The 24,213-nt window shown below is 47.0% G+C and carries 21 protein-coding genes, 1 pseudogene and 1 riboswitch; of the genes and pseudogenes, 7 read left to right on the top strand and 15 right to left on the bottom strand.

The genetic code is table 11. The features are described 5' to 3' along the window. Positions 1-88: 88 nt before the first annotated feature. The 8 genes from abc-f to NLX74_RS05435 all read right to left on the bottom strand — a co-directional run bounded on the left by abc-f (position 89) and on the right by NLX74_RS05435 (position 9,085). Positions 89-2,164 (bottom strand): ribosomal protection-like ABC-F family protein, encoded by a 2,076-nt coding sequence (gene abc-f / locus NLX74_RS05470; protein ID WP_254328144.1) that lies wholly within the window; start codon positions 2,162-2,164, stop codon positions 89-91. 103 nt (positions 2,165-2,267) lie between these two features. Next, entirely contained in the window at positions 2,268-2,411 is a 144-nt protein-coding gene (locus NLX74_RS05465; RefSeq protein WP_016822706.1) for an RAxF-45 family protein, read from the bottom strand. A gap of 80 nt (positions 2,412-2,491) precedes the next feature. Further along, a complete protein-coding gene (locus NLX74_RS05460) occupies positions 2,492-3,670 on the bottom strand; it encodes an MFS transporter (RefSeq protein WP_235306641.1) in 1,179 nt (392 codons plus the stop codon). A 69-nt stretch (positions 3,671-3,739) separates the two neighbouring features. Then, positions 3,740-3,839, bottom strand: a riboswitch (purine riboswitch). 57 nt (positions 3,840-3,896) lie between these two features. Then, positions 3,897-4,856 (bottom strand): acetylxylan esterase, encoded by a 960-nt coding sequence (locus NLX74_RS05455; protein WP_235306642.1) that lies wholly within the window; start codon positions 4,854-4,856, stop codon positions 3,897-3,899. An 11-nt stretch (positions 4,857-4,867) separates the two neighbouring features. Beyond that, positions 4,868-5,917 carry a glycoside hydrolase family 130 protein gene (locus tag NLX74_RS05450; RefSeq protein WP_235306643.1) on the bottom strand — a complete coding sequence of 350 codons (1,050 nt, stop codon included), beginning with the start codon at positions 5,915-5,917 and terminating at the stop codon, positions 4,868-4,870. A gap of 60 nt (positions 5,918-5,977) precedes the next feature. Next, on the bottom strand, positions 5,978-6,811 hold the full coding sequence (locus NLX74_RS05445) for a carbohydrate ABC transporter permease (protein ID WP_025721962.1): 834 nt from the start codon (positions 6,809-6,811) through the stop codon (positions 5,978-5,980). A 2-nt stretch (positions 6,812-6,813) separates the two neighbouring features. Then, entirely contained in the window at positions 6,814-7,698 is an 885-nt protein-coding gene (locus tag NLX74_RS05440; RefSeq protein ID WP_235306644.1) for a carbohydrate ABC transporter permease, read from the bottom strand. Between the two features lie 67 nt (positions 7,699-7,765). After that, positions 7,766-9,085, bottom strand: coding sequence for an ABC transporter substrate-binding protein (locus tag NLX74_RS05435; protein WP_235306645.1), 1,320 nt, complete (start codon positions 9,083-9,085; stop codon positions 7,766-7,768). Between the two features lie 235 nt (positions 9,086-9,320). Here NLX74_RS05435 and NLX74_RS05430 point away from each other — a divergent pair, with 235 nt between their 5' ends. From NLX74_RS05430 to NLX74_RS05420, 3 genes are all read left to right on the top strand, one after another. Then, positions 9,321-10,496, top strand: coding sequence for an AGE family epimerase/isomerase (locus NLX74_RS05430; RefSeq protein ID WP_254328143.1), 1,176 nt, complete (start codon positions 9,321-9,323; stop codon positions 10,494-10,496). Further along, positions 10,493-11,692, top strand: a complete 1,200-nt coding sequence (locus tag NLX74_RS05425) for a glycoside hydrolase family 130 protein (protein ID WP_250260144.1) — start codon at positions 10,493-10,495, stop codon at positions 11,690-11,692. The genes NLX74_RS05430 and NLX74_RS05425 overlap by 4 nt, the downstream gene beginning before the upstream one ends. Positions 11,693-11,904: 212 nt before the next feature. After that, the gene (locus tag NLX74_RS05420; RefSeq protein ID WP_061829539.1) at positions 11,905-12,918 is read left to right on the top strand and encodes a substrate-binding domain-containing protein; all 1,014 of its coding nucleotides are present in this window, start codon (positions 11,905-11,907) and stop codon (positions 12,916-12,918) included. Positions 12,919-13,072: 154 nt separating this feature from the next. Here the strand turns inward: NLX74_RS05420 and NLX74_RS05415 are convergent, their stop codons facing one another. Together NLX74_RS05415 and NLX74_RS05410 are read right to left on the bottom strand one after the other, a co-directional pair. Further along, positions 13,073-13,285 carry a cold-shock protein gene (locus tag NLX74_RS05415; RefSeq protein WP_025721956.1) on the bottom strand — a complete coding sequence of 71 codons (213 nt, stop codon included), beginning with the start codon at positions 13,283-13,285 and terminating at the stop codon, positions 13,073-13,075. 245 nt (positions 13,286-13,530) lie between these two features. After that, positions 13,531-14,046 (bottom strand): DUF2179 domain-containing protein, encoded by a 516-nt coding sequence (locus NLX74_RS05410; RefSeq protein ID WP_023990890.1) that lies wholly within the window; start codon positions 14,044-14,046, stop codon positions 13,531-13,533. A gap of 156 nt (positions 14,047-14,202) precedes the next feature. On the opposite strand from NLX74_RS05410, the gene NLX74_RS05405 reads away from it, so the two are divergent. Beyond that, a complete protein-coding gene (locus NLX74_RS05405; RefSeq protein WP_071643790.1) occupies positions 14,203-14,379 on the top strand; it encodes a CsbD family protein in 177 nt (58 codons plus the stop codon). 255 nt (positions 14,380-14,634) lie between these two features. Further along, positions 14,635-15,681, top strand: coding sequence for a stalk domain-containing protein (locus tag NLX74_RS05400; RefSeq protein ID WP_069290637.1), 1,047 nt, complete (start codon positions 14,635-14,637; stop codon positions 15,679-15,681). A gap of 80 nt (positions 15,682-15,761) precedes the next feature. Here the strand turns inward: NLX74_RS05400 and NLX74_RS05395 are convergent, their stop codons facing one another. Then, positions 15,762-16,559, bottom strand: a complete 798-nt coding sequence (locus NLX74_RS05395) for a copper amine oxidase N-terminal domain-containing protein (protein ID WP_254328142.1) — start codon at positions 16,557-16,559, stop codon at positions 15,762-15,764. A 182-nt stretch (positions 16,560-16,741) separates the two neighbouring features. Then, positions 16,742-17,848 (bottom strand): hypothetical protein, encoded by a 1,107-nt coding sequence (locus NLX74_RS05390; protein ID WP_254328141.1) that lies wholly within the window; start codon positions 17,846-17,848, stop codon positions 16,742-16,744. A gap of 305 nt (positions 17,849-18,153) precedes the next feature. Here NLX74_RS05390 and NLX74_RS05385 point away from each other — a divergent pair. Then, positions 18,154-20,702 (top strand): annotated as a pseudogene (locus tag NLX74_RS05385) (LamG-like jellyroll fold domain-containing protein). Positions 20,703-20,811: 109 nt separating this feature from the next. Here the strand turns inward: NLX74_RS05385 and NLX74_RS05380 are convergent. Next, the gene (locus NLX74_RS05380; RefSeq protein WP_061829474.1) at positions 20,812-21,993 is read right to left on the bottom strand and encodes an NAD(P)/FAD-dependent oxidoreductase; all 1,182 of its coding nucleotides are present in this window, start codon (positions 21,991-21,993) and stop codon (positions 20,812-20,814) included. A gap of 27 nt (positions 21,994-22,020) precedes the next feature. Continuing rightward, entirely contained in the window at positions 22,021-22,452 is a 432-nt protein-coding gene (locus NLX74_RS05375; RefSeq protein ID WP_013312528.1) for a DUF1641 domain-containing protein, read from the bottom strand. Between the two features lie 501 nt (positions 22,453-22,953). On the opposite strand from NLX74_RS05375, the gene NLX74_RS05370 reads away from it, so the two are divergent. After that, a complete protein-coding gene (locus tag NLX74_RS05370; protein WP_235306652.1) occupies positions 22,954-23,349 on the top strand; it encodes a rhodanese-like domain-containing protein in 396 nt (131 codons plus the stop codon). A 25-nt stretch (positions 23,350-23,374) separates the two neighbouring features. On the opposite strand, the gene NLX74_RS05365 is transcribed toward NLX74_RS05370, so the two are convergent. Beyond that, positions 23,375-24,202 (bottom strand): HNH endonuclease, encoded by an 828-nt coding sequence (locus NLX74_RS05365; RefSeq protein ID WP_254328140.1) that lies wholly within the window; start codon positions 24,200-24,202, stop codon positions 23,375-23,377. Between the last annotated feature and the right edge of the window lie 11 nt (positions 24,203-24,213).

Genomic DNA, 24,213 nt, shown 5'->3' with positions numbered 1-24,213 from the left:
AAGGTAGCCCTTCGGTAAACGTTCTACCTCAGGGCTACCCTCTATATAAAATAAACTGTTTTCTATCCAGTAACTACTAACCTGTCACCTACTCCAGTTCAACCCACTCGCCAAGCAATACATCCAGCTCCGCTTGCAGTCGCTCACGCGCGTCCCACAGCTCCGCCATGTATATCGTGTCGTCGCTTGTGCCGAGCAGCTCCAGCTCGGCATCCGCCGCCGCCAATTCTGCTTCTTTGGCGGCGATGGCCCGCTCCAACCGCTCGCTGGATGCAGCGGGCGTGCGTGATGGCTTCGCGGCCTTCGCTTCGCGTGCCCCAGACCCGGCAGCGGGCGAGCCCAAGCGACCTGAGCGTGCACGGCTCGCATCGTCTTCCGTAGTCGCTCCCGTATGCGCAGCCGCCCCCATGCCATTGCTCGCTACACTGGAATGTACAGCTGAGCCCGAGCCAGAGCCGCCACCCGATGCGGCTCTGCTTGCAGATGTCGGGCGTCTCCCGGTATCCCCCTCGCTCTGTAGACGAGCGTTCTCCAGCTCACGCTTCTTCGCTCGGTACTCATCAAAGCTGCCTAGATAAAAGGTCAGCTTTCCAGCCTCCAGCTCCCACACGCGCCCTGCCAGCTTGTTCACAAAGTAGCGGTCATGTGAAATCGCCAGCACCGTTCCCGTGTAGGTATCCAGCGCTTCCTCCAGTGCCTCGCGTGAGTCAATATCCAGGTGGTTCGTCGGCTCATCCAGCACCAACAAATTTGGCTTTTTCATGACCAGCAACGCCAGCCGCAAGCGGGACCATTCGCCACCGGACAGCATGCTCACGGGCTTAAACACATCGGCACCGTAAAATAAATACTTCGCTAGCAACCCGCGTGCCTCGCCTTCTTCCACCCCTGCTTCCTCCTTGAAGTAGGCAAGCACAGTTGCCCGGCTATTTCGTTCTCTTTCTTGCTGCGCCAAATATCCGTACTCCACGCGCGCACCCCACTGGACTGTGCCTGCATCTGCGCTTTCCTGACCAAGCAGCAGCTTGAGCAACGTCGTTTTGCCTGACCCATTATCACCCAGCAAGGCCACCTTTTCGCCGAATTCCAGACTGCCCGTTGCCCCGTTTAATATCTGGCGCTCTCCATAGGCTTTAACAATTTCTTCAAACTGCAGTACCCGGCGACCGGAACGATCCTCCAGCTTTAAGTGAAATTCCGCCCCCTGCGGGTCCAATACAGGCCGCTTCACCAGTTCCAAGCGCTCCAACGCCTTACGAATGGAGGCCGCTTTTTTGAAAAACTTTTCGTTATCGCCATTGCGACCCCACTCTTCAAAACGCCGAATGGCCTCTTTCATCTTTTTGATCCGCTTTTGCTGTTCTTTATAATCTTCAAATTGCAGTAGCAATCGTTCTTCCTTTTCCTTCACATAGCCGCTGTAGTTCGTATAATACGTAAACGCCTCGCCATCCTCAAGCTCAATCATTTTAACGGCGACCCGATCCAGAAAATAACGATCATGAGATACAACCACACACGCACCTGTATAGCCCTGCAGAAATTGCTCCAGCCATTCCAGCCCTTTCAAATCCAGATGGTTGGTCGGCTCATCCAGCAGCAGCAAATCCGGTCGTCCGATGAGCTGTGATGCCAGCGCTATTTTTGTTTTCTCTCCACCCGACAGCGAGCCGAAGCTGCGCGTATACATGCCTTTGGGAATACGCAGCCCATCCGCTACCTGGTCAATGTTTGCATCCATTTCATAGCCGCCATTGCGTTCAAACCGTTCCTGCAAGGCAGCATACGATTGCAGTAGCTTCTCCAGAAGGCTCGCATCCGCTGCCACAACCGGATCTGACATTTCCCGTTCCAGTGTGGTCATCTGATTGCGGCAATCCTTCAGCTCACGATAGGCGTAAGCCAGCGTTTCGTACACGGTGAAGCTCTCAAACTCCGCCGGAATTTGCGGTAAATAGCCGATTTTCGTATCCTTGGCGATGACGAGCTGCCCTTCATCTGGGCGGGACAAACGTGCAATTAGGCGTAATAGGGTGGTTTTACCGCTTCCGTTACGGCCGATGAGCCCCACCTTTTCTCCCGTATGAATATCAAACGATGCACCATCCAAAATCAGATTGGCAGCGTGGTATTTTTTCAATTGTTGACCGTTTACTATATACATGTTCAGGCTCTCCTTTATTTAGGAAGACCCTTACCCGGGTAACACAAAAAGAGCCGCAGGAGCAACCCCGCGACTCTTCGGAAGATACAGAAATCCGTTCGAGTTAAGGTAGGCGTCTTCTCGCGATGTTTACAACCGTATGATTAAAATTGGACAGACTTCTCCCGTTGTATGGAAAAGCATGAACAATGCCAGCCATAGCAATCGGCAGCTGGCTAATACGGTTGTTCAGCATCTCGTGATTCACCTACCTCACCTCCTTCTTCATAATTGTGTGTAGTATAACATGTTTGCTCGTATTATGAAAGAGGACGATGGTCCATCGAGCTATGAAACAGAGTGGTGTCCTCTGACAGCCTGCGAAGTCCCGGCTCTGGTAATCGAAAATACGCCGCAGACGAAAGCAACAATCACAAATGCCCCACCTACCCAAGCGTTAGTGGCAACAGATTCACTATTCTCAATCACTACTCCTCCCAAGGCAGAACCGAGAGCGATCCCGACCTGGAGCGCGGAGAAATTAAAGCTTTGCTGAATACTACCCGATTCGGGTGCATTTTCAATAAGATAACTTTGCATCGGGGGCGACAAGGCCCAACTCAGTATGCCCCAGATAATCAGTAGCGGCGCAAATACATAAATCGAGTGAATTGAGAATGGCAGCAAGAACATCACGGCGATAAACACGCCTACGACGACTAGAATACTTTTCGCTGTGCCGAACCGATCTGCCAAAGAGCCGCCAATAAAACCACCGCTCACTGCCGCCAGCCCAAAGACAAAATAGGCCACACTAACCCATGAAGCGTTCAAGCCCATCATATTTTCTAAAAACGGAGTGAAATACGCATATAACGTGTAATGGCCCGCCAGTGTCAGCGTGGTCACCAAATGAGCACTGATGACTTTAACATTTTTTAAAGATTTCAACTGATCACGCATAGGTACAACATGTTCTGTCGGAATCCGCTCCATAAACAAGTTGATAACGATCATAGCAACGACCGTCAATAAAGCAATGATCAGGAAAAGCACCCGCCAGCCAAATGCATTTCCAATCAGCACCCCGGCTGGAATACCTAGAACGATGGAGGAGCTAACCCCCATGGAGATGACACCGAGGACACGGGCCTGATAAGCCTTGGACACCACTTTGACTGCAATGGTCAGTGACAATGTAACGATCAGCGACCCGCTTGCAGCGGTAATGATACGGGATACAAACAAGACTGCATAATTCGGACTCCAGAAGGCCAGCAGACTTCCCAGAATAAAAATAAACATCGACCACAGGTACAGTCGTTTTCGTTCAATTTTGGCTGTCAACGCCAACAGAGTTGGCCCAGCAATAGCATACACGAGCGCATAGATCATGATAAGCTGTCCTGCCGTGCTTACGGAGACATTCAAATCCTGTGCAATTTGGGGTAGCACGCCACCGATAATCAGCTCCACCAACCCCACCGTAAAGGTCGCAATCGTTAAAATAACTACTTTGAAGTTCATTACATTAGCTCCTTTGCTGTCATGTAAATTCCCTCGTATTACGCAAAAAAATCCTGACCACAAGAAATGTACAAGACGTACACTTTTTGTAATCAGGATTTATCGGTTCCTGGTAGAGACCCTCAAACCATATTATTGAGGTTATACAAATGGGGCATTCATTTATTACGCATTCACGAAGGTTATAGCTATTACTATAAAGGAGCCTGTGGCTAAGTTCAACCCCCTACAGCCGCAAAAATTCGCTCATAGCATGATCTGACAGATAAGGTAGGTACTCATGACCGTATTCGTGATACAGGAGTATTTCCTTGTCTGATACGATTTTATTGTACACCGCAAACTGCGTGGAAGGCGGACAGATGATGTCCGACAGTCCTGTCACAAACAACACACGACCACGAATACGATCTGCCAAATGTTGAATATCAATGTAGCCTAGTCGGTGAAAGAGCTCCTCCTCGCGCAGATGGTTCGGATCAAACCAACGAAAATAATAAACCAGTTCTTCATATGCAGATGTAGTGGCATCCAGCATCCAGGCTCTTTTATAGTCCGACAGAAACGGATATACCGGAACTGCCATACGGACACGCGGCTCCAATGCAGCGCAGGCAACCGTCAAGGCCCCTCCCTGGGAGCAGCCAAATGCGCCGATCCGTTCAGGGTCGACCTGCTCCATAGACATCAGAATGCGCACCGTCTGTACCGTATCCAAAAATACATTGCGGTAATACAACCGATCCGGGTCCGGGTCGTCAATCCCTCGGATGATATGGCCGCGTACCGTCGTTCCCTGAACCTGCAAATTGTCCTCGGACAGCCCACCTTGTCCCCGGCAATCCATGGCCAGCACAGTGAATCCGTGTGCCGCATAGCTTACCTTGTCGAACCAGTCGCCACTGTCGCAGGAATATCCATGAAACATGGCCAAAGCTGGCCCTTGTTCCGTAAGGTGCTTGGGACGAGCCAGCTTCCCATGAACCTTTGCTCCGCCCACTCCAGTAAAATATAGATGGTAACACTCCACCATCGGAGAGACAAAATTAGCAGGCTCCAGTGTATAATCAAGCGGCTGCCGCTCCAGCTCCTGTAATGCCCGTTCCCAGTATGCGTCAAAATCCGGTGGCTTCGGGTTACTCCCCATATATGACTGCAATTGCTGTAAAGACATATCCTCCGGCATTCAAGTTCCTCCTACATCCGGCCTGACTCACGGTCGTCTGCGACCACTTCATCCGTTGCGATGACATACTTCATAATGTCGGACACTGTCGTGTATGCAATACCTACATACGTGTCAGCAGCTCCATAATAAATCGCAATCCGCCCGGTGTCCGCATCATGCAGCGTAGCACACGGGAACACCACATTCGGCACAAAACCCCGTTCTTCGTACCATTCCTCCGGAGTCAGCACGAAATTAGAGGAACGATATTTAACTTTAGACGGATCATCCAGGTCAAGAACGGCTACGCCCATACTGTAAACCAGCCCATTGCACGTGCCTGTCACCCCGTGGTAGAACATCAGCCAGCCCTCTGTCGTCTCAATCGGAGCCGGTCCGCCGCCAATCTTTACCGATTGCCACCAGCCCTGTCCGCCCTTGCTCATGACATGACGGTGCTTGCCCCAATAGACCAAGTCAGGACTTTCACTCAGAAAAATGTCGCCAAACGGTGTATGTCCGCTGTCGCTCGGACGGGATAGCAACATAAAGTTTCCGTTTAGCTTGCGGGGCAACAGCACACCATTACGATTAAACGGCAGGAACGGATTTTCCAATCGTACAAAGCTTTTAAAATCCTTCGTTTGTGCTATCCCCAATGCTGCACCGTAAAAATCTGTACACCAGATGATATAATACGTGTCCTCCACGCGAACCAGACGCGGATCGTAAGCATAATTTGGCTGATAATCTTTCCCTTCCTCATCAACCAAATGCAAACGTTCTGTCTCAATGTCCCAAGCCAAGCCGTCGTCACTCCAGCCTAGGTGCAAATGCGGACGTCCATTAATCGTTTCAGCCCGAAATACCCCTACAAACCGTCCCTCATACGGAGCTACTGCACTGTTGAAAATACGGGCAATGCCCGGTACCGGATTCCGTCCAATGACCGGATTCTCACTATGTCTCCATACCGGAGCCTCACTGCCTTCAGGCTTATCCTGCCACGGCATTTCCGGCAGACTACCTCCCACAATTCGTACGCTATCTACTCCCAAATCCACATTCAATTTATTCATACGTGTATTCCCCTCTCACCGAGATATTTGATTCACCAAATTTTCCATTTCGCCATTGTTCTATTTCACCGAACCCTGCGCGAAACCGTTATAGATATATTTTTGTAATGATAAAAACGCAATCAGCGTCGGAATAATGGCAATGATTATGCCCGCGCTAATGACTTCCCATTGCGAGCCATATGGCCCTTTAAACTTGAACAGCGCCGTCGATATGACCTGAAGGCTTGTTTTGGGCATATACAGGAACGGGGTGTAAAAGTCGTTGTAAATATTAACGCCCTTGATAATGATCACCGTCACAATGGCAGGCTTCAGCAGGGGCAAGATAATGCGCCAGTAGATCGTCAGATAGGAGGCCCCATCCAGCATGGCCGATTCATCCAGCGCCACCGCGATGGAATCCAGAAATTGCAGAAAAATATACACCGCAATAATATCCGTTCCCAAATACAGCAAGATCGCCGCCCAAGGCGTGTTAAACAGCTCCAGCTTGTTGATTATTTGGAATGTCGACACCTGTGTCGTCACCCCCGGAATGAGCGTGGCGAGCAAGAACGCACCCAGCATGAGACTTTTGCCCTTAAATTTAAAACGGTTCAAAATATACGCGATCATGGAACCGGTCAACGTAGCTCCGATGATCGAAATCAACAGGATAAAAGCTGTGTTTACAAATCCGGTCAGCATATTTCCGTTGATAAAGGCTTTGGTATAGTTAGCCCAATTCAGCCAGTTTACGGGGGGAGTCAGAGGACTGGTTGCCGCATATTCAGCCTTCGTCTTCAAAGATGCAAACAAAATTACGACAATCGGTAGCAGTGCAATGAACGCACCTAGTAGTAGCGCGGCATACTTGATGCTGCTACCCAGTATTCTTTTCAGCTTATACATGATTAGTCCTCCTCTCCCCGAATTAGCAACCGTTGAAGCAGCGTAACAGCAATCACGATCAGCAGCAGAACGACCGCCATCGCTGAGGCCAAACCGACCTTGCTGTATTTGAATGCCACATCAAGCGTCTGAATGACGAATGTTTCACTGCCGTTGGAGCCACCGGTCATAATATACGGGATGTCGAACGCACTGATCGCCCCGCTAATCGCCAAGATGAGATTCAACTGCAAAATCCGCTTGATACTCGGCAAAATAATAGAGCGGAATTGATGCCAGCGGTTAGCCCCGTCTATATCAGACGCTTCATACAGATCACTGGATATGGAGGAAATCGCACCGAGAAACACGATAAAGTTAAAGCCCATGTATCTCCAGATCGACGTGCCAGCCAGTGAAATATTGATAATCTCCGGATTGCCCAGCCACAGCTTGACATACGAACCCAGCCCCATCGCCTGAAGCAGTGTATCAAGGGTACCGTCTGGCTTAAAAAAGAATAGAAAAATAAAACCAATAGCTACCCCGTTCATCAGGGAAGGAAAAAACAAAACGCCTTTAAAGAAATTTTTAAACCAGGTTTGAAAGCTAAGAATGGTTGCAAAATAAAGGGCCAGCCCCATCTGTACAAAGGTGGCTACAAAGTAATACAGACTGACTTTAAACACCGAGAAATACTCGGGGTCGGTAAAGATTTTGATATAGTTTTCAAAGCCCACATATTCCAGACGCTTACTATAACCGTTCCAGTCCGAAAAGCTGTACTTAAACATATTGATCACTGGCAAGTACGCAAAAGTGATCAGCAGCGCTAGCGGAATAAACGAAAAGGCAACAATAATCGCCAATCTTTGTTTGGAGTAGCTGAGATTCGAAAATTTTAACATGCTGCACCTCCTGGCTGTCCGTCCATCTACTATTACGTCGATCCTTTCTTTTCGTCAGTTCAGATGGCTATTTTGCTTCCTTTGCAGCCACTTCAGCACGCGCCTTCACCCATGCGTCGTTCAGATCCTTCATAATGGTGTCATACGATTCCGGGCGGTTACCGACTGCTGCCTCAATAATGCGTTTTTTGAAGTCAGGCTGCCACAAGCCGATTTCTCCCTTTTTGTCGATTTTATCGACAATCCCTTCCTGTCCTTTTGGAGATGGAGTAAGCGTTTCAAAAACGACTCCCTGATCTTCGTATTGCTTCAAAATGCTAGGCATTGGGGCACCCTTCAGCGGACTAATGCTACCTGCCTGCTCTACGGCATAGTTGGACTTTTCGGTAAACCAATCCACCCAGGCACGGGCCGCCGGTTTATTTTCACTGTTTACGTTAATACCGAGGTTAAAATCACCAGCCAGAGGCACAAGCACCTTGGAGGCATTCGTCGGGAAAGGCATAAAACCGATATCATCCTTGTTAGAAGCTGTGCTTTTGATCTGGTCAATCGCCCAAGAGCCAAGCACCATCGTACCGATTTTGCCTTGAGCGAGATCCGCCTTGGAGGTCTCCCAATCTGTAGTCGTTGGATCTTTTTCAATCAGGCCTTTTTTAGCCGCATCGTACAGTACCTTATACAGTTCATAGTGGGGCTGGCCCTTCGTGAAATTGTCATCTGTATTCGGTTGTGTGACATTCACATATTCCTTTGTACCCGCCAATGTTGCCAGACTAGACTCCCACTGGGTCAGTGCCCAACCAGAGGCATAGTTCGTAAACAGCGGCACTGCCTTGGTTTTGTCCTTAATCTGCTGTAACGCTGTCAGGAATTGGTCCGGTGTTTTGGGAAGCTGCGTGATTCCTGCGTCCTTGAACACCTTTTTGTTATAAATCACACCAGAGTAAACCATCGCAATTGGAATACCGTAGCTGTTATGATCCACCGTACGTTCTTCAAGGCCGGTATACTTGTTTTTCATCTCCTCATAAGTACCCAGCGGCTCGAAAAAGTTGGGCAGCTCTTCAACTGGAATACTGCCAGGAATCAGCAAAACATCTCCATAATCCCTGGTCCCCATCCGGATTTTAATTTGACCCTCATAATCGGCCAATGCCTGAAAATTGACCTTCACGTTCGGATAAAGTTTGTTAAATTCCTTGGCGTAATCCTGAAATACGGTATCCACAATATCAGTCCGCTGTGTGATAACCGTAATTTCACCTTCCACACCCTTCGGATCAGAGCTGGCAGCTGGCTCATCCTTCTTTGAGGTACAGCCAGTAAACAGCCCCGCTAACAAAACCACGGATAGTAATGACATCAAAACCTTGGACAACTTCATGAGACGACTCCTCCTGTTGTTTTCAAATAAGGTTATCGTTAAAGTAACAAAATCATTTTATTATGTTAGCGCTTACTGTGTCAATTACAATATTCTTTTTGTAAAGTGGAATGGGTCACATCTTATGAAAAAACACCAATTTAGCATGGTTGACAGTTTACAAACAGCTAGATATGATACTACTGTAAAGTTAACGATAACTTAATAATTTATTTTCCGAAGGAGGCTTTGTCTCTTGGAAACATTACTGGACGAAATTAGACAGGAATGGAAGGAACACATACTCCCATTCTGGCTTGGACTGAAGGATGAGACACACGGTGGGTTTTACGGCGAGGTGGACGTGGATCTGCACATTCATAACCAAGCCGACAAAGGAGGGATTGCCACTGCACGGCTACTCTGGTCATTCTCGGCGGCTGCCCGTGTAACAGGGGAAGATACCTATGCAGAAGCCGCACGACATTCATTCACATTCCTGCGAGATCACCTGCTTGATCCATTACATGGAGGAATGTACTGGATGGTGGACTACACCGGGCAACCCGTGGACACGTGCAAGCATGTATACGCGCAGGCATTCGCGATCTATGCGATAGCAGAGTATGCACGTGCCACAGACGACCCGAATGCATTACCACTAGCTATGGAGCTGTTCCACCTACTGGAGCAAAAAGGATATGATCCCACCCGGCAGGCATACGGCGAACAATATGACCGCTCGTGGAACATGCAGCCTAATGAGCTACTCAGCGAAAATGGGGTTACCGCGCATATCACCATGAATACGCATATTCATGTTTTGGAGGCGTACACCCAATTGCTGCGCGTCTGGCCAAATGAAGAGGTTCGAGATGCACTGACGAACGTACTGGATATTTTATATCATCGTGTTTACGATGCTTCTGCTCGACGACTGGGGGTATTTTTCGATCGTGAATGGCGCTCTCTGCTTGACCTGACCTCATATGGTCACGACATCGAAGCCAGCTGGTTGATTGAGGACGCTATGAGTGTGCTGGGTTTTTACCCGTCAGAATACGTGGATATGGTGATGGATATTGCCGATGCGGTAGCAGAGCGCGCTGTTCAGCCAGACGGCTCGCTCATCAATGAGCGGGAAGGAGAGCGGGTAGACACCTCACGTATCTGGTGGGTACAGGCCGAGGGAATGGTTGGTTTTTATAATGCGTTTCAGCGTACAAAAGACGAACGTTTTTTGCAAATTGTGAAAAATCTATGGTCCTATACCCGGCAACATATCATCGATCCGCGCCCCGGAGGCGAATGGTTCTGGTCAGTTCAAGCGGATGGTAAGCCTGATGCGAGAGAGATTGCAGGACCTTGGAAGTGCCCTTATCACAACAGCCGATTTTGCATAGAAATGCTAGAAAGGATGGAAAACCAATGATCCATAGCAAATATAATGAGCTGCGGTTGCAGCAAGAGGAACTGATTACACGCCCCAATGAGGTTAAAACTACCTTTTATAATGGTATCTACGAACGCTACATCTACCCAGTGCTCACACGCCATCATGTTCCACTTCACTGGCGGTTCGATCTGGATGCGCAAACCAATCCCTTTTTCATGGAGCGGCTGGGTGTAAATGCGGCATTGAATCCAGGGGCGATCTATCATGAAGGAAAATACATTCTTGTTTCGCGTACCGAGGGACTGGATCGAAAGTCATTTTTTGCTTTGGCAGAGAGCGATAACGGCATTGATCAATTTCGGTTCATTGACGCTCCCCTCGTATGGGAGGATATCGACCCGGAAGAAACAAATATGTACGATATGCGATTGGTAAAGCATGAGGACGGCTGGATTTACGGTATTTATTGCTCAGAGAAAAAAGACCCTGACGCGCCACCCCACGATACCTCCAGTGCTGTCGCTCAGGCCGGACTGGTCCGCACTCGTGATCTTCGTACATGGACCCGGCTTCCCAACATCACTACCCAGTCCCCCCAGCAGCGCAACGTTGTCCTGCACCCTGAATTTGTGGACGGTCAATATGCCTTCTATACTCGTCCCCAGGACGGGTTTATTTCCACCGGTTCAGGCGGAGGCATCGCCTTCGGCCTGTGCAAAGATATTACACAACCCGTGATTGAACACGAAACCGTCATTGATGAGCGTTGTTATCATACGGTGTACGAAGCCAAGAACGGACAGGGGCCTGCCCCGATCAAAACCAGTCGCGGCTGGATTCATATCGCTCACGGGGTACGCAATACAGCCGCCGGACTACGGTATGTGCTGTATACCTTTGCCACCAGTCTGGAAGACCCTACGCGCGTCATCGCCAAGCCCGGTGGACACTTTCTGGCTCCTTATGATGAGGAACGCGTGGGCGACGTTTCGAATGTTATTTTTTGCAACGGGGCTGTTGTTAACGAGCAAGATGAAGTCTTTATTTACTACGCATCCAGTGATACCCGTATCCACGTAGCGACGACCACCATCGCTCGACTGGAGGACTACACCTTCAATACACCATCCGATCCCTTGCGCTCTCTCGGCAGCGCCGCTGTTCGCCGCGAGCTAATTCATCACAATGAAGCGCTATTGCAAGCACACTCCCGTCCTTCCCAGCGGACATAAGCCGCAGGCTTTATCCTGCTTGCGGAACCATGTATACTATCCATAGAACAACTGTTATCCGCAGGCTAATAGTTGTTCTATGGGCAGCTACGCTGCTAAGTTTTTTGGATTTTACAGGCGGCTAAGCTACTGATATATTCCCCAGCATTTTGCATCCATTCTCTGGATTAGGCAAAATGCTTATCTTTTTAAAATTGGAAGGCGGAACAGGAATGAAGAGCAACGTTACGATGCGGGATATTGCAGATAAGCTGGGAGTAAGCAGCGTGACCGTGTCGAAGGCGCTCAATGACAAGGATGGGGTTAGCGAGGAGCTAAAAGAGCGTATTAAGACGCTCGCGGGCGAAATGGGTTATCGTTTCAATACCGTTGCCAAGTCCATGAAGGAGGGCCTCACCTATAACATAGGTGTTGTCATTCCTGAACGTTTTACTGGCCCCGGCCAATCGTTTTATCTGCACATCTACCAGCAAATTTCACGGGCACTGGAGCCATACGGCTACTATGGCATCCTTCACATCCTTCATCGCGAAGACGAAGAACAGCTTAATCTGCCACGTATCTATTACGACCGCAAGGTGGACGGCTTCATTCTCCTGGGTCAAGTGAGCAAGCCATATATCGAGCTGGTACAAACCATGGATCTACCCAAAATGTTTCTCGATTTTTATGATGAACATGCCGATATCGACTCCGTGGTGACGGATAATTTCTACGGAGCCTATGAGCTGACCAACTATTTGATCGCCCAGGGGCATCGTGATATTGCATATGTAGGCAATATCTATTCCACCAGTAGTATTCAGGATCGTTTCCTCGGCTACTATAAATCCTTGCTGGAGCACAGACTGCCCCTCCGTAACGAGTGGGTGCTCAGTGACCGGGACGACGAAGGTGCTTTTGTTGAAATGGAGCTGCCTCAGCCGCTACCGACTGCCTTTGTATGTAACTGCGATCAGGTCGCTCACAATCTGGTACACAAGCTCATTGCTCTGGGATACCGCGTGCCTGAGGACTGCTCTGTAGTCGGATTTGACAACGATGTATATGCCACTCTTATTGTTCCGCAACTGACCACAGTCGGCGTAGACATCGAGCAGATGGCACGTACCGCGATTGATTCGATGATGAAAAAAATAAGCCATCCCGGCGGCCGCTTTGGTCGAGTCCTCGTGCAGGGTCATATTGTATATCGTGATTCCGTACAGCCCATCCAGAGACCATGATCAACACACACTTTACTTGGGGAAAGGTCACCCCTACCCCAATATTCACAACCAAAAGCCGCTCAGCATGTCGCTGGAGCGGCTTTTGACGTTCATAAATTCTGCAGTATGATCTCGTACTCACTTTCAATGGTGGATTTTGCAAAATCCTGGATTAGGAGCGCTGGGCGACAAAGGAATTGCCCGCCCGATTGAGAATCGGTAGCATCCGCATTTCCTGCCCCATTGAGGCTTGGCAAAATGGACAAGCTGGCTCGTTCAAAAAGGTGAAATCCGTTCGCATCCAACCGTTGCAACCCTCGTTTGTACACGACCAAATAGCCGTATTTTCCTCTGGAATGATTTCCGGGGCCTGGCGTCTGTACATCTATATCCCCCCTCGGTTTTTATAGGGTAATATCCCCTGTCGGCTTACTGTTAATTTCTATCCACGCCAGTATTTTGCAAAATTCGATTCCAGTCGCTCCGAAGTGCAAGATATAGACGAACTAAACCATTTCGATCTATATCTTGTTCATTGGAATTCGCTTATTGAATTTTTGCAAAATCCTCACCTGTGCGGGTATTAATATGCTCCAACCTCCAAAAAATATGCGCAATTTACCAAAATGTTTATTTACGGATAGCCTTAGTCCAGAAGCCGCCATGAAACTGCTTCGGCTCTACCGTAATGACAAAAGCCTTAGGGTCCAGCTCCAGAATGGACTGATACAGCTTATTCTGATTTTTTCGTTTAGCCAAAATTTCCATTACCAGGCGCTCTCCATCACGTCCACTGCCCAGCCAGGCTGTAACGCCGTATCCTTTGTCCCGCAGCGCATTGGCAATTCCTCCATTGATCTCATTGCTGATCACCTTAACGGTGACATAACCGAGCGCTATTTTTTCCTCAATCCATGCTCCAATAAGAATGCCCAATGCATAGCCAATGGCGTATACTGCAAGACTTGCCACTTGATCCAGGTACTTAAGCACAACATTCAAGCCCAATACATAGACCGTAACTTCCACGGTGCTAATGAGCGCAGCAATGTACTTCTGTCCTTTCAGCGTCAGAATCATGCGCAGTGTATACGCCGATACGTAAATAATTTGAATAACGAGAATAAACAATAAAATTTTGAGCATGCGCTCACTCCCCACTTCACGTTCTGATTTAATCCGTATCCAACATTATACCCCCGTCTGTGATATACAGCCTCTGGTTTCGTATTACCCTCGCTCGGGTAATGACTAACTACAGCATGCTGAATGAAAGTTCGATCACATAAGGAGGGCTATAACATGAAGGATAACGGAACTAGCGATAAAATCAAAGGTAATGTGAACAAAGCCAAAGGTGAAATCAAGGACCAAATCGGGAACGCTACCGATAATAAGTCCCTTCAAGCCGAAGGCAAACTGGATAAGGTCAAAGGCCATCTTCAGGAAACAGCAGGCAAACTGAAGGACGGCAAATAATCCTGAATGGATAACCTCGACGCACTGTTTTACCAACAAGTCTCGCTGTCTTGTGCAGCGGGCTTGTTTTGTGTTGTTCGGATACTTTTGGAAAAACTTTTGCGCAAACAGGGCAACTTTTACGGTTGCTGTTGCGTCTAACCAATATAAGCACAACCCATAATGACTCTCCAAGCTGTTGGATTTTGTAGGCATTAATGTTACTCTAGTCTATGAACCAGGCTATAATTCTTAAATAAAGGGGTAGACCAACGAATGAAATCACTGAAATCTATCAAAAAACCTGTCATCATCACTGCCGTATCCGCCTTGGCCATATCCGGGGCTCTTTTCAGCCAATCCACATATGCCGCACAAGTGACTAAGCCGATCCAAGCAGTATATAACAATATCAAAATCATCTACAACGGAACCGAGGTTCCTTATGATGCCAAAACAGAACCATTCCTGCTGGATGGCGTAACGTATATCCCACTGAAGCTGGCAGGTACAGCTTTGGATAAAAAGGTAACATGGGATGGCACAAACAAACGCGTAGTCATTGCCGACAACGGCGTCCCGATTGATCAATCTACAGTGACGGCGTTGAACAACCAGATTACGACGCTGACTCAAGAGCTCAACACAGCGAAAGCAGCGAACACAACGAAGGACGCTACCATTGCTCAATTGCAAAAAGACAACCAGACGCTAAAAGATGAAGCAAGCAAAAATAGCTCTAGCTCCTTGAAAGATCTTCAAAAGAAGCTGAACGATGATCACAGGGATGACTACAACACCAACTCGGATATCACTCTGGATGGTAACAAAAACGATATTACGGTGACCATCGAAATGACAAAATCCAGATGGACTGAGTTATCTGACAGCAGAAAGGAAAGCTTCCTGGAGGACATCGTGGAAGATATTTTGAAAGAGTATAAAGATGCCGATGTAGAGGGTACGGTTAAAAACTCCAGTAATAGAGATAAAATGGCGACCTTCACAACCAACAGCAGAGGAGATGTTACTTTGAAGGATGTAGCTTCTTCCTTGGATGCAAGTACGATTCAACGTGATTTGGTTAATAGATATGGCAATTACGCTGGCGTTGGCTTTGATTTCACAGTAAGAGGCGACAGCAGTGAAGCTAGCGTGGATGTATATGTAAAGACTGACGCTTGGAACAATACACTTACTAATGCGCAAAGAAACTCTCTTATAGAGAATGTTCTTTATGAGCTTAAAAACAGAAACTCGGTATCTCGAGTAGTGGGTAAAATTAAGTCTAGCGAAAACAGCAACACGATAACTTCGTTCTAAATCGCACTTTTTTCAAAAAAGCGACAAAGGCCCTTAAGCCTTTGTCGCTTTTTTATGATGTACAAGCAACATACATTCCACTACTTAATTAATCTGCCAACAGAAGTAATATATTTTATATAATCTTCATCCGCATTGGTTGTATCGATATTCATTGTATAAACCAAATTACCAGGACTGGTTATTTTAACTTTGTAAAACATACTGGGTTTAGAATAAGGATATACACTATAGGTCCCTTTGCTATAAACAATCATAGGATTAAAGTCAATTTGCTTGAAGGCGGGCGATAAGTCGCTCTTATACGTAGCATGAATATTCAATACACCTTGCCTTTGATCCCAGCCAAAGGAAAAAAGATCAAATGCATTCGCGTCAATGACTTGGGCCAAGTCTTGTCCCTTGAACCTCATAAGAACTGGACTTTCTGTAAAGCTATCATGCCTTAGCTTCAATAAGCCACGCTTGGAATCCCACTCCATCTGCGCATCTGTATCTTTCAACAAAATGGAAACTGGTAAAAACATCGCGTTGCTTTTCATGATGGGGACTGTGTCCATTGTCACTGGCTTACCGTTAACCGATATTTCGGGTGATCCGATCGTAGTCGTTACATTACGGCCTAGCAAATCAACAGAAGCCGTTTTGTTCGCTGCATTATAAGTTACTTTGCCGCCCAGTATATCTTCAGCCGCTTGGAGTGGTATAAACAGTCTGCCCTTCGGATCCACAAAGGGAGGGGCAGGATAAGTGTATAAAACGTAATGATCATTGACCTTTAGGTGTATAGGGGTCTGAGCTTGAGCTGATGTTGAATTGGAGAATGCGGTAACAAAACTTAGTACAATCATAACACTGATTAATTGCCTGATTTTCATAATGCCCTCCTAGTGATTTTGTTTAGATTCAAAACTAAATTACGGAGAAGAGGTACAGTTGAGCAATCATAAAACGGAAAAACATCTGCCAAACCACATTGTTGTAAGTTTCACCCAACAAAAAGGGAATGACAGATGCTATTCAGTATATTTTAGCTTGAGCCATCGTTTAACTATTGTTCTTAACGGTTTGGATTTCTGATCCACACACTTGTATCAAAATGAGTAATATAATCAATAGGCCAATCAATCGTACCGAACCACTGACTTCCATCCCAAAAAGAGTAATCCCGATAGTTATCCCATGGATAATAATTATCCGAATTGAATTTCGAGACTACCAAATCTGAAAATTCTCCACCGATAGCACTTCCATAGATATTGCTGCCATCAAAGTTATCTTTCGCTATTGCTGTCACTCTCTTAACAGACATAGACGATAGGTCCCAGGAATTAAAAGAGGTTTGCATAACGACGATTTGATTGTAGTAGGCTAACAGATAAGCGTTATAGGTACTATTATCAATATAAAATTTAACTGAATTATATCCCTCCCCATTTACCCACGAATCTGTAGAATATTCATAAAATCCATTTTTAATGTATCCTAAGTATCTTTTTTGGCCCGTTTGGAATGAAAATCCCCCCTCAACTTTCTTCCCGTTCTTCGAATCAAAACCGTAATACACCCATGGCTGTTCGTTTGCTCCTAGATCCCTAACGGTTGGTAAAATCACACGTGCATTGACCCCATCAAAGCCATCATAATCCAATTGAACCCTTGAGAAAGTTCCCGTTGTCCCTCCACTCACTTGCGATGGAGTGGGATTATTTTTACTTGATATGGAAACATCATGATTGTTGCTTGGTTCACTCAAAGAGTTTGTTTTCATATAAGTAGCATCCGTTACACTATCTTCTTTTGATTCAACTTTATCCGCCATACCTACATAACCTTTTTCTGAGCTGTATACTTCTCCATCGAGCGTAAGATATATGTATTCCGATTTGTTAAGCTTCTCCAGATTTTGTTGTAGATCACTATTACTTTTACTCTTTAGTGATGTACTATCCGCTGTATTCAGCAGTTCAGCAATAGATGCTTTCGGATTAACAGCGATCTTGTGTTCTTGAAGCTCATGGACTATGGCCCGCTGTTTAAGATTTTCAAAAAATGAAGCATCGTACGTACTAGGCTTCGATTCCGCATAGGCGAGACTTCCCGAAAGTGAGGAGCACATGAGAATGGTTGCTAACCCCATGCCTAAAAACTTTTTTTTCCTAAACATACACAAACCTCCTAGTTATTTTTCGAAACTAGCATACCTCCATAAATACATAACGTCAACCATAATTTATAAATTTTACCTAAAAAGAGAGCATAGTATTTTACATATCATAGTGTATAGAAGGGTCAACTACGTATCAAAAAAGAAAGTGTGGAGCTGTGCCGTCAAAGGCGCTTAGATGCTGAGATCTTCCTTATAGCTATATAATTCATAAATACATTAATAATATTCATAAATATAAAGGTATTTAGCATTGAAAGTAGAATATATCACTGTATTCCAATTTAGAAAAGGGGATAATGTATATGATGAGAAGCTTCGTTAAACGTAGAGTCAGGTCGAGCATTGCATTAACATTGACATTTTTATTGGCAATCGCAGGTGCACCATTAGGTACAATAGACGCGGCGGCAACGGTGCCAGACCAGAACAATAAGCAGGATGCGCCAACCTTCTCTAATGTATCGGTTCATGACCCTTCCATTGTCAAAGACGGTGACACTTATTATGTATTTGGGTCACACATCTCTGCGGCGAAGTCAAAAGATCTTACAAACTGGACTTCTTTTGCAAACGGTTACACTACGCCTGGAAACACACTTTACGGGGACTTATCGAAGAATCTAGCTGGATCTTTCGCTTGGGCGGGTGAGAATGATGCGGACAGTAAGGGAGGATTCTCGGTATGGGCGCCCGATGTATTTTGGAATGAGCATTATGTCAATGAGGATGGGACAAAAGGGGCATATATGATTTATTATAGCGCATCTTCCACCTACATTCGTTCCGCGATCGGCATTGCAGTTGCACCCAAAATCGAGGGTCCATATCAATATGTGGATACCATTATACACACTGGTTTTACGAAGGAGACTGCATTCGATAAAGATAGCAAGGTAGATAAAAAATGGACAAATACGCCGATTCAACAACTCATTAAGGAAGGCAAGCTTGAGGGCCCCAGACCGGGATGGTTTAATACCGATGGTTCTTATGCGAACCGGATGTTCCCAAATGCAATCGATGCAAGCGTTTTTTACGATGCAAACGGGCGCTTGTGGATGACGTATGGTTCATGGTCCGGGGGAATATTTTTACTCGAGCTGGATAAGGCAACTGGCAAACCCATGTATCCAGGTAAAGATGGAACTACGGAGGACGGCCGTCTGATTGATCGTTATTTTGGCACCAAGATCGCAGGTGGATACGGTGAGTCCGGGGAAGGTCCGTATATTGAATACAACCCAAAAACGGGTTATTACTATTTGTATGTAACCTACGGCGGTCTTGCAGCGGACGGAGGGTATAACATGAGGTTATTCCGTTCCAAAAAACCGACAGGACCTTATAAAGATGCCAAAGGACAGAATGCTGTTTTCCGGCAAACACCAAAAATACAACTTATGGCAACAAGTTGATAGGTAATTTCTTGTTCGATAGTAAAATAGGCGACCCCGGTACAGGCAATGGCTACGGCTATGTTTCCCCTGGACACAATTCTGTATACACCGATCCTGCTACTGGACAAATGTTTGTCGTCTTTCATACCCGATTCCCTCAGCAGGGGGAGACACATGAGCTGCGTGTACACCAAATGTTCATGAATCAGGATGACTGGCCTGTCGTAGCTCCTTACCGTTACGGTGGCGAGACGCTAACAAAGCTGGATGAGAAACAATTCATTGGCGATTATCAATATATTAATCATGGCAGTGATTCTTCGGCTACGATCAAGAATACACAATTCATTCAGCTTAGAGCAGATCATACCATTCAAGGCGATGTACAAGGAACATGGCGCAAGTCGGGGGATGCGAATATCCAATTAACACTGGATGGTGCTGTGTTGGATGGGGTGTTTTTAAGACAATGGGATCAGGTTACGAATCAATACATCGTGGCGTTTACAGTTTTATCGAATAAAGGTGAGATGGCTTGGGGCAGTAAGCTCCCTGATATGACCGATACGACAGTAGTGGATAGTGTGTATCGTGATTTAGATCTTGCCGATACAAGTCGGGTGACCGCTAGCCTGGATCTTCCGAAGGAAGGCAGTCGGCAATCCCGGATTACCTGGAAAACTTCAGACCAAAGCGTCATTACGGATACAGGTGAAATCAAGCGTCCAGGAATCGGAGAAAAGGCTGCATCTGCCACTTTGACGGCTACCATTACCAAAGGAGAACGTAGTCGGGACAAAGTTTTTAACATCACGGTATCCCCTTATGAGAAAGCAACATTGACTGCGTCATACACATTTGAAAATAATCTGGAGGATCAGCAGGATGCTCTTGCTAATGGCAAAGTTATCGGTGACCGAATCGATCGCCAGGGAGGAAGTGTATCCTACGCTGAAGGCGTAAAGGGCCAAGCTATAGTCCTTGATGGAAAGTCAGGCATTGCTCTACCCGAAGGACTCATATCCAGCTCAGCATATTCCGTGTCACTGTGGGTAAAACCAAGCGATTTGACGCTGCATACACCAACTTTCTTTGGAGCTATGGATAGTAACCACTGGATTAGCCTTCTGCCCAGAGGACCCGAGAAGGATAATACAATGGTCTGGTCCGGCAGCTCACTTTGGTATACCGGCAGTACTGGCCTAAAGATCAAAACAAATGAATGGACCCATCTCGCCTTCACTGTAGATCGTGGGGTGTTAGCCGTGTATGTGAATGGCGAGCTTCAATTTACCGGCTCAGGATTCCCAGATGTCTTTACCTCCAAATCTGGAACATTCAGCTTAGGTGTCAACTGGTGGGACCCTGCGTTCAAAGGATGTATTGATGAGCTGAGTATATTTGAAGGTGCGCTCCCCCCTGTACAAGTGGCAGAGTTAGCGAAGATGAAGTGAATTAAGACTAATGAATCGTAAGCACTCTAGTGTCGTAAAGAAAAGCTACAAAAAAAGAGAGCGCTGAATAGCGCTCTCTTCCAAAGAAACATATAAAATATAAAGAATATTAATAGGCCAATGCAAAAAGTCCTTTGATGTGGGACAAGTAACGGATGTTACTGCCTTCCTTCATCAAAGTAGCTACAGCGCCTTTCAGTTGGGTGCCATTCGCGCCTACAGTACCGATCGCGTCTGTTCTGCCCAAGCTGCCCAGTGTACCGGAGAATACTGGTGTAAAGCGTTCCATTTTCGCTCCGTTGAAATAAGCGAAGATGTTGTAACCAACTAATTCGCCCATTTGCCAAGCCAACTGTGCAGTTGGAGGGTATGGACGCTCGCCTTCACCCGGGAACACCACTGCGCTGTCGCCAGCGAGGAAGATGTCTTCGTGAGAAGTCGATTGCAGTGCACCATTCACAGTTGCGCGACCACGGTTTACTTCGATACCAGATGCGCCAACCAGTGCATTACCTTGTACGCCGCCTGTCCAGATCAGTGTGTTCGTTTTGATCGAACGTCCGTCTTTCAAGAGAACCTCGTCAGCTTTCATTTCTGTAATCGGAACACCCGCTACGATTTGAACGCCACGTTTTTCAAGGCTTGTTACTGCACGATCAACCAGTGGTTGAGGGAAGCCTGCCAAAATAGATGGTCCAGCTTCTACGCAATACAAGTTGATATCTTCGTAGTTAATACCTTTTTCGCGACAAATTACAGGCAATTTGTCAGCATATTCACCCACCAGCTCCACGCCTGTCAGACCGCCACCACCGATAACGATTGTAGCGTCTGCTTGGTTACCGGATTGCTTGTAAGCATCCAGACGAGCTTCCACATGTGCGCGAATGCGATTGGCTTCTGCCACTGATTTCAGCGTGAAGCTATGCTCTTGCAGTCCTGGAATACCAAAGTAAGCCGTTTCGCTGCCCAGGGAAATAACGAGAGCGTCATAGCTCAACGTAGCGCCACTGGCCAAGGTTACTTTTTTATCGTCAGGCTTGATTTCGGAAACAGTATCCACTTTCAGGATAATTTCTTTGTTACGCAGCAGCTTTTCCAAAGGAAGCGCAACAGCTTTTTCGGCAATTGTACCTGCCGCCAAACGGTGCAGTTCTGTAATAATTTGATGCGACGCAAAGCGGTTAACCACTGTAATGGTTGCTTGGCTAGCGTCCATATGCTGGCGTGCTGTAAGAGCGGCTAACAATCCGCCGTACCCGCCGCCCAAGATCAAAATTTGCTTCGACATGTCCATCCTCCGTTCTCGATCAGGTAATTATTTGCTTTCGCGTTGGCGCTCATTCAGAATATCCAGGAAAGCCTGGCTGAAACGCAGCGTTTTTTGTACATTCGGATCTTTAAGCATTTTGAGCAGGCCAAACAGACCTACACTGCCGTCCGTAGTTTGTACACGGTCATTTGCTTCAATTGCAGCAGAAGCCAATCCTTTAGCCGAATCTGTAACAGGCTTCACAAACTCTCCCATGGAGCTTTTCATATCTCCGATAAAGACAGGGTCAGTCGCCAGACTGCGAGCTACATCATAAGCGTCGGTCATCAAAGTAACCATCTCAGTCAACTTGGGCAGATTTTCTACCAGCACGGTCAGCGATTGCTGAACCTCCGGTTTCATCAATTGGTCCAATACATCCCGAGACTCTTTGGTAGCTTCCTGTGTTACTGCCACCTCTTGTTGGTTTTCAGACATGCGTGAACGTCCTCCTTTACTGTGAAAATAGAAGTCCATTCCTTTCTCGTAACCTGTATCCATAAACTCTAGCAATAAAACGTTCATCGAATTCACGCCCTTAAACATGCAAGAAGCACAGCTAAAACCGGCCTATACCCTAAAGGGCAAGACTGATTTATCGCAGATGCCAATTGTATATTGCTCAGACGGTATTCTGTTGTTACTGCTGCGGAATATTCCACGAAGCGCTCCTTCGTGACTACAACAGGCCGAAACGGAACCCTATACCTCTATATTACACCTTTCACGACACAATCGTCGAAGAAATTTTAAATTTGCACAAATTTCTGCAAAATTTTTATTGTTATTTTAGATAAAAATTAGAATAAGCTCGATTTTTGTCCAAGTTTCCCTTAAAAGAAGGGTCATCTTATGCTAGAGGAGGGTAATAAAGAGAGTGCGTTTTAGTTCGATAATATGGAAATAACACAAAATATATTCATACGGAGGTTTTAAATGATGGCTAAAACATTTGGAGATATGGTTCAAGAAGCGAGGCAGCACGTTCAGGGCATTGATTCACAGGAGGCACGTCAGCGAATAGAGGCAAATCCAGATACATTCGTTATCGATGTACAGGACTCCCATGATGCAGGCGCTTGCGGTCTGATTCGCGGAAGCGCCAATATTTCATTGGGCATGCTGCCCATCCGCGCTGACTTGGAGGTTCCACAGGATTTGCGTGACGAACGTCTACGTGACCGCAACCGCCCGATTATCACCACTTGTGGGGCAGGCGGACAAGCTGCATTGGCAGCTTATACACTCCAGCAGATGGGCTTTACCAATGTAGCTTTTATCGAAGGCGGAACAACAGCCTGGAAAGAATCCGGCTTTGAAGTAGAACTGTACTAAGGGACCTACGCTCCAAAGAGTCGCCCTACGTATGTAGGGTGCCTTCAGAAGCGTCAGGATTATCAGGTGCCTCGAAATCATCAGGAGACGGCTGCGGTACACCAGACTCAATGAACTCATCTACATCACGGGCAGCCTTAACTTGATTGCATTCATTGCAAGCACATACACAATTGACCGGCGTCGTGTGCCCTCCTTTTGCCCGAGGCAGTAAATGATCAATCGTGTCACCGTAGCCCCCGCAAAAAAAGCAAGTATAACGGTCACGCTTAAGCACATATTGACGAAATTCCTTGTTGCTATACAGCCTGCGCACGGTGTATGGATTAACAATCACCGCCATACGCTCTCTGACCAGGGTCATGGCCAGATCAAGCTCAATCTCTTGATGCCAGCGTCTCCCCTGGTCGGTTTTGCCTCTTAGCCGAATCATGCCATTGCGATTGAGCCGCAACGCCCGGGTATCCGCAGGCTTCAGCCTGCTAAGCAGATGCCGAACCCGTTGCCGGTGGCACTCACGCGCTTTGTCCGTGACCGGCTTCCTGCGGGGGCGTTGTGCCTCCATAGGTAGCGACGCCTCTAGGCTGTGCGCAGCCGTATTTGCTTCAAGGCTATGCTGCATCACGGGAGCAGCCGAGGGGTTCGTTTCCTCGCCGGAAGGAGCGGACGTAGCTGTACGTTCTTGCGGGGCCAATCCTCGGCAGGAACGGCAAGGACCGCGCCGGGAATAAGGACCAGCCCGGCGACCCGTTCTGCGCTGAAAGTCCGTTAAAGGTTTCATCTCCTGACAATACGTGCATTTTTTAATCAGCGGTTTGCTCGCTTCATCCTTGTTCTGCTGCGGTTCTGTCACGTCCACTCCTC

The organism is Paenibacillus sp. MZ03-122A (assembly GCF_024213325.1).
In the GTDB taxonomy this organism is placed as follows: Bacteria; Bacillota; Bacilli; order Paenibacillales; family Paenibacillaceae; genus Paenibacillus; species Paenibacillus polymyxa_B.
The sequence above is the reverse complement of the archived record's forward strand: the minus strand, read 5'-3'. Positions and strand labels throughout refer to the sequence as shown.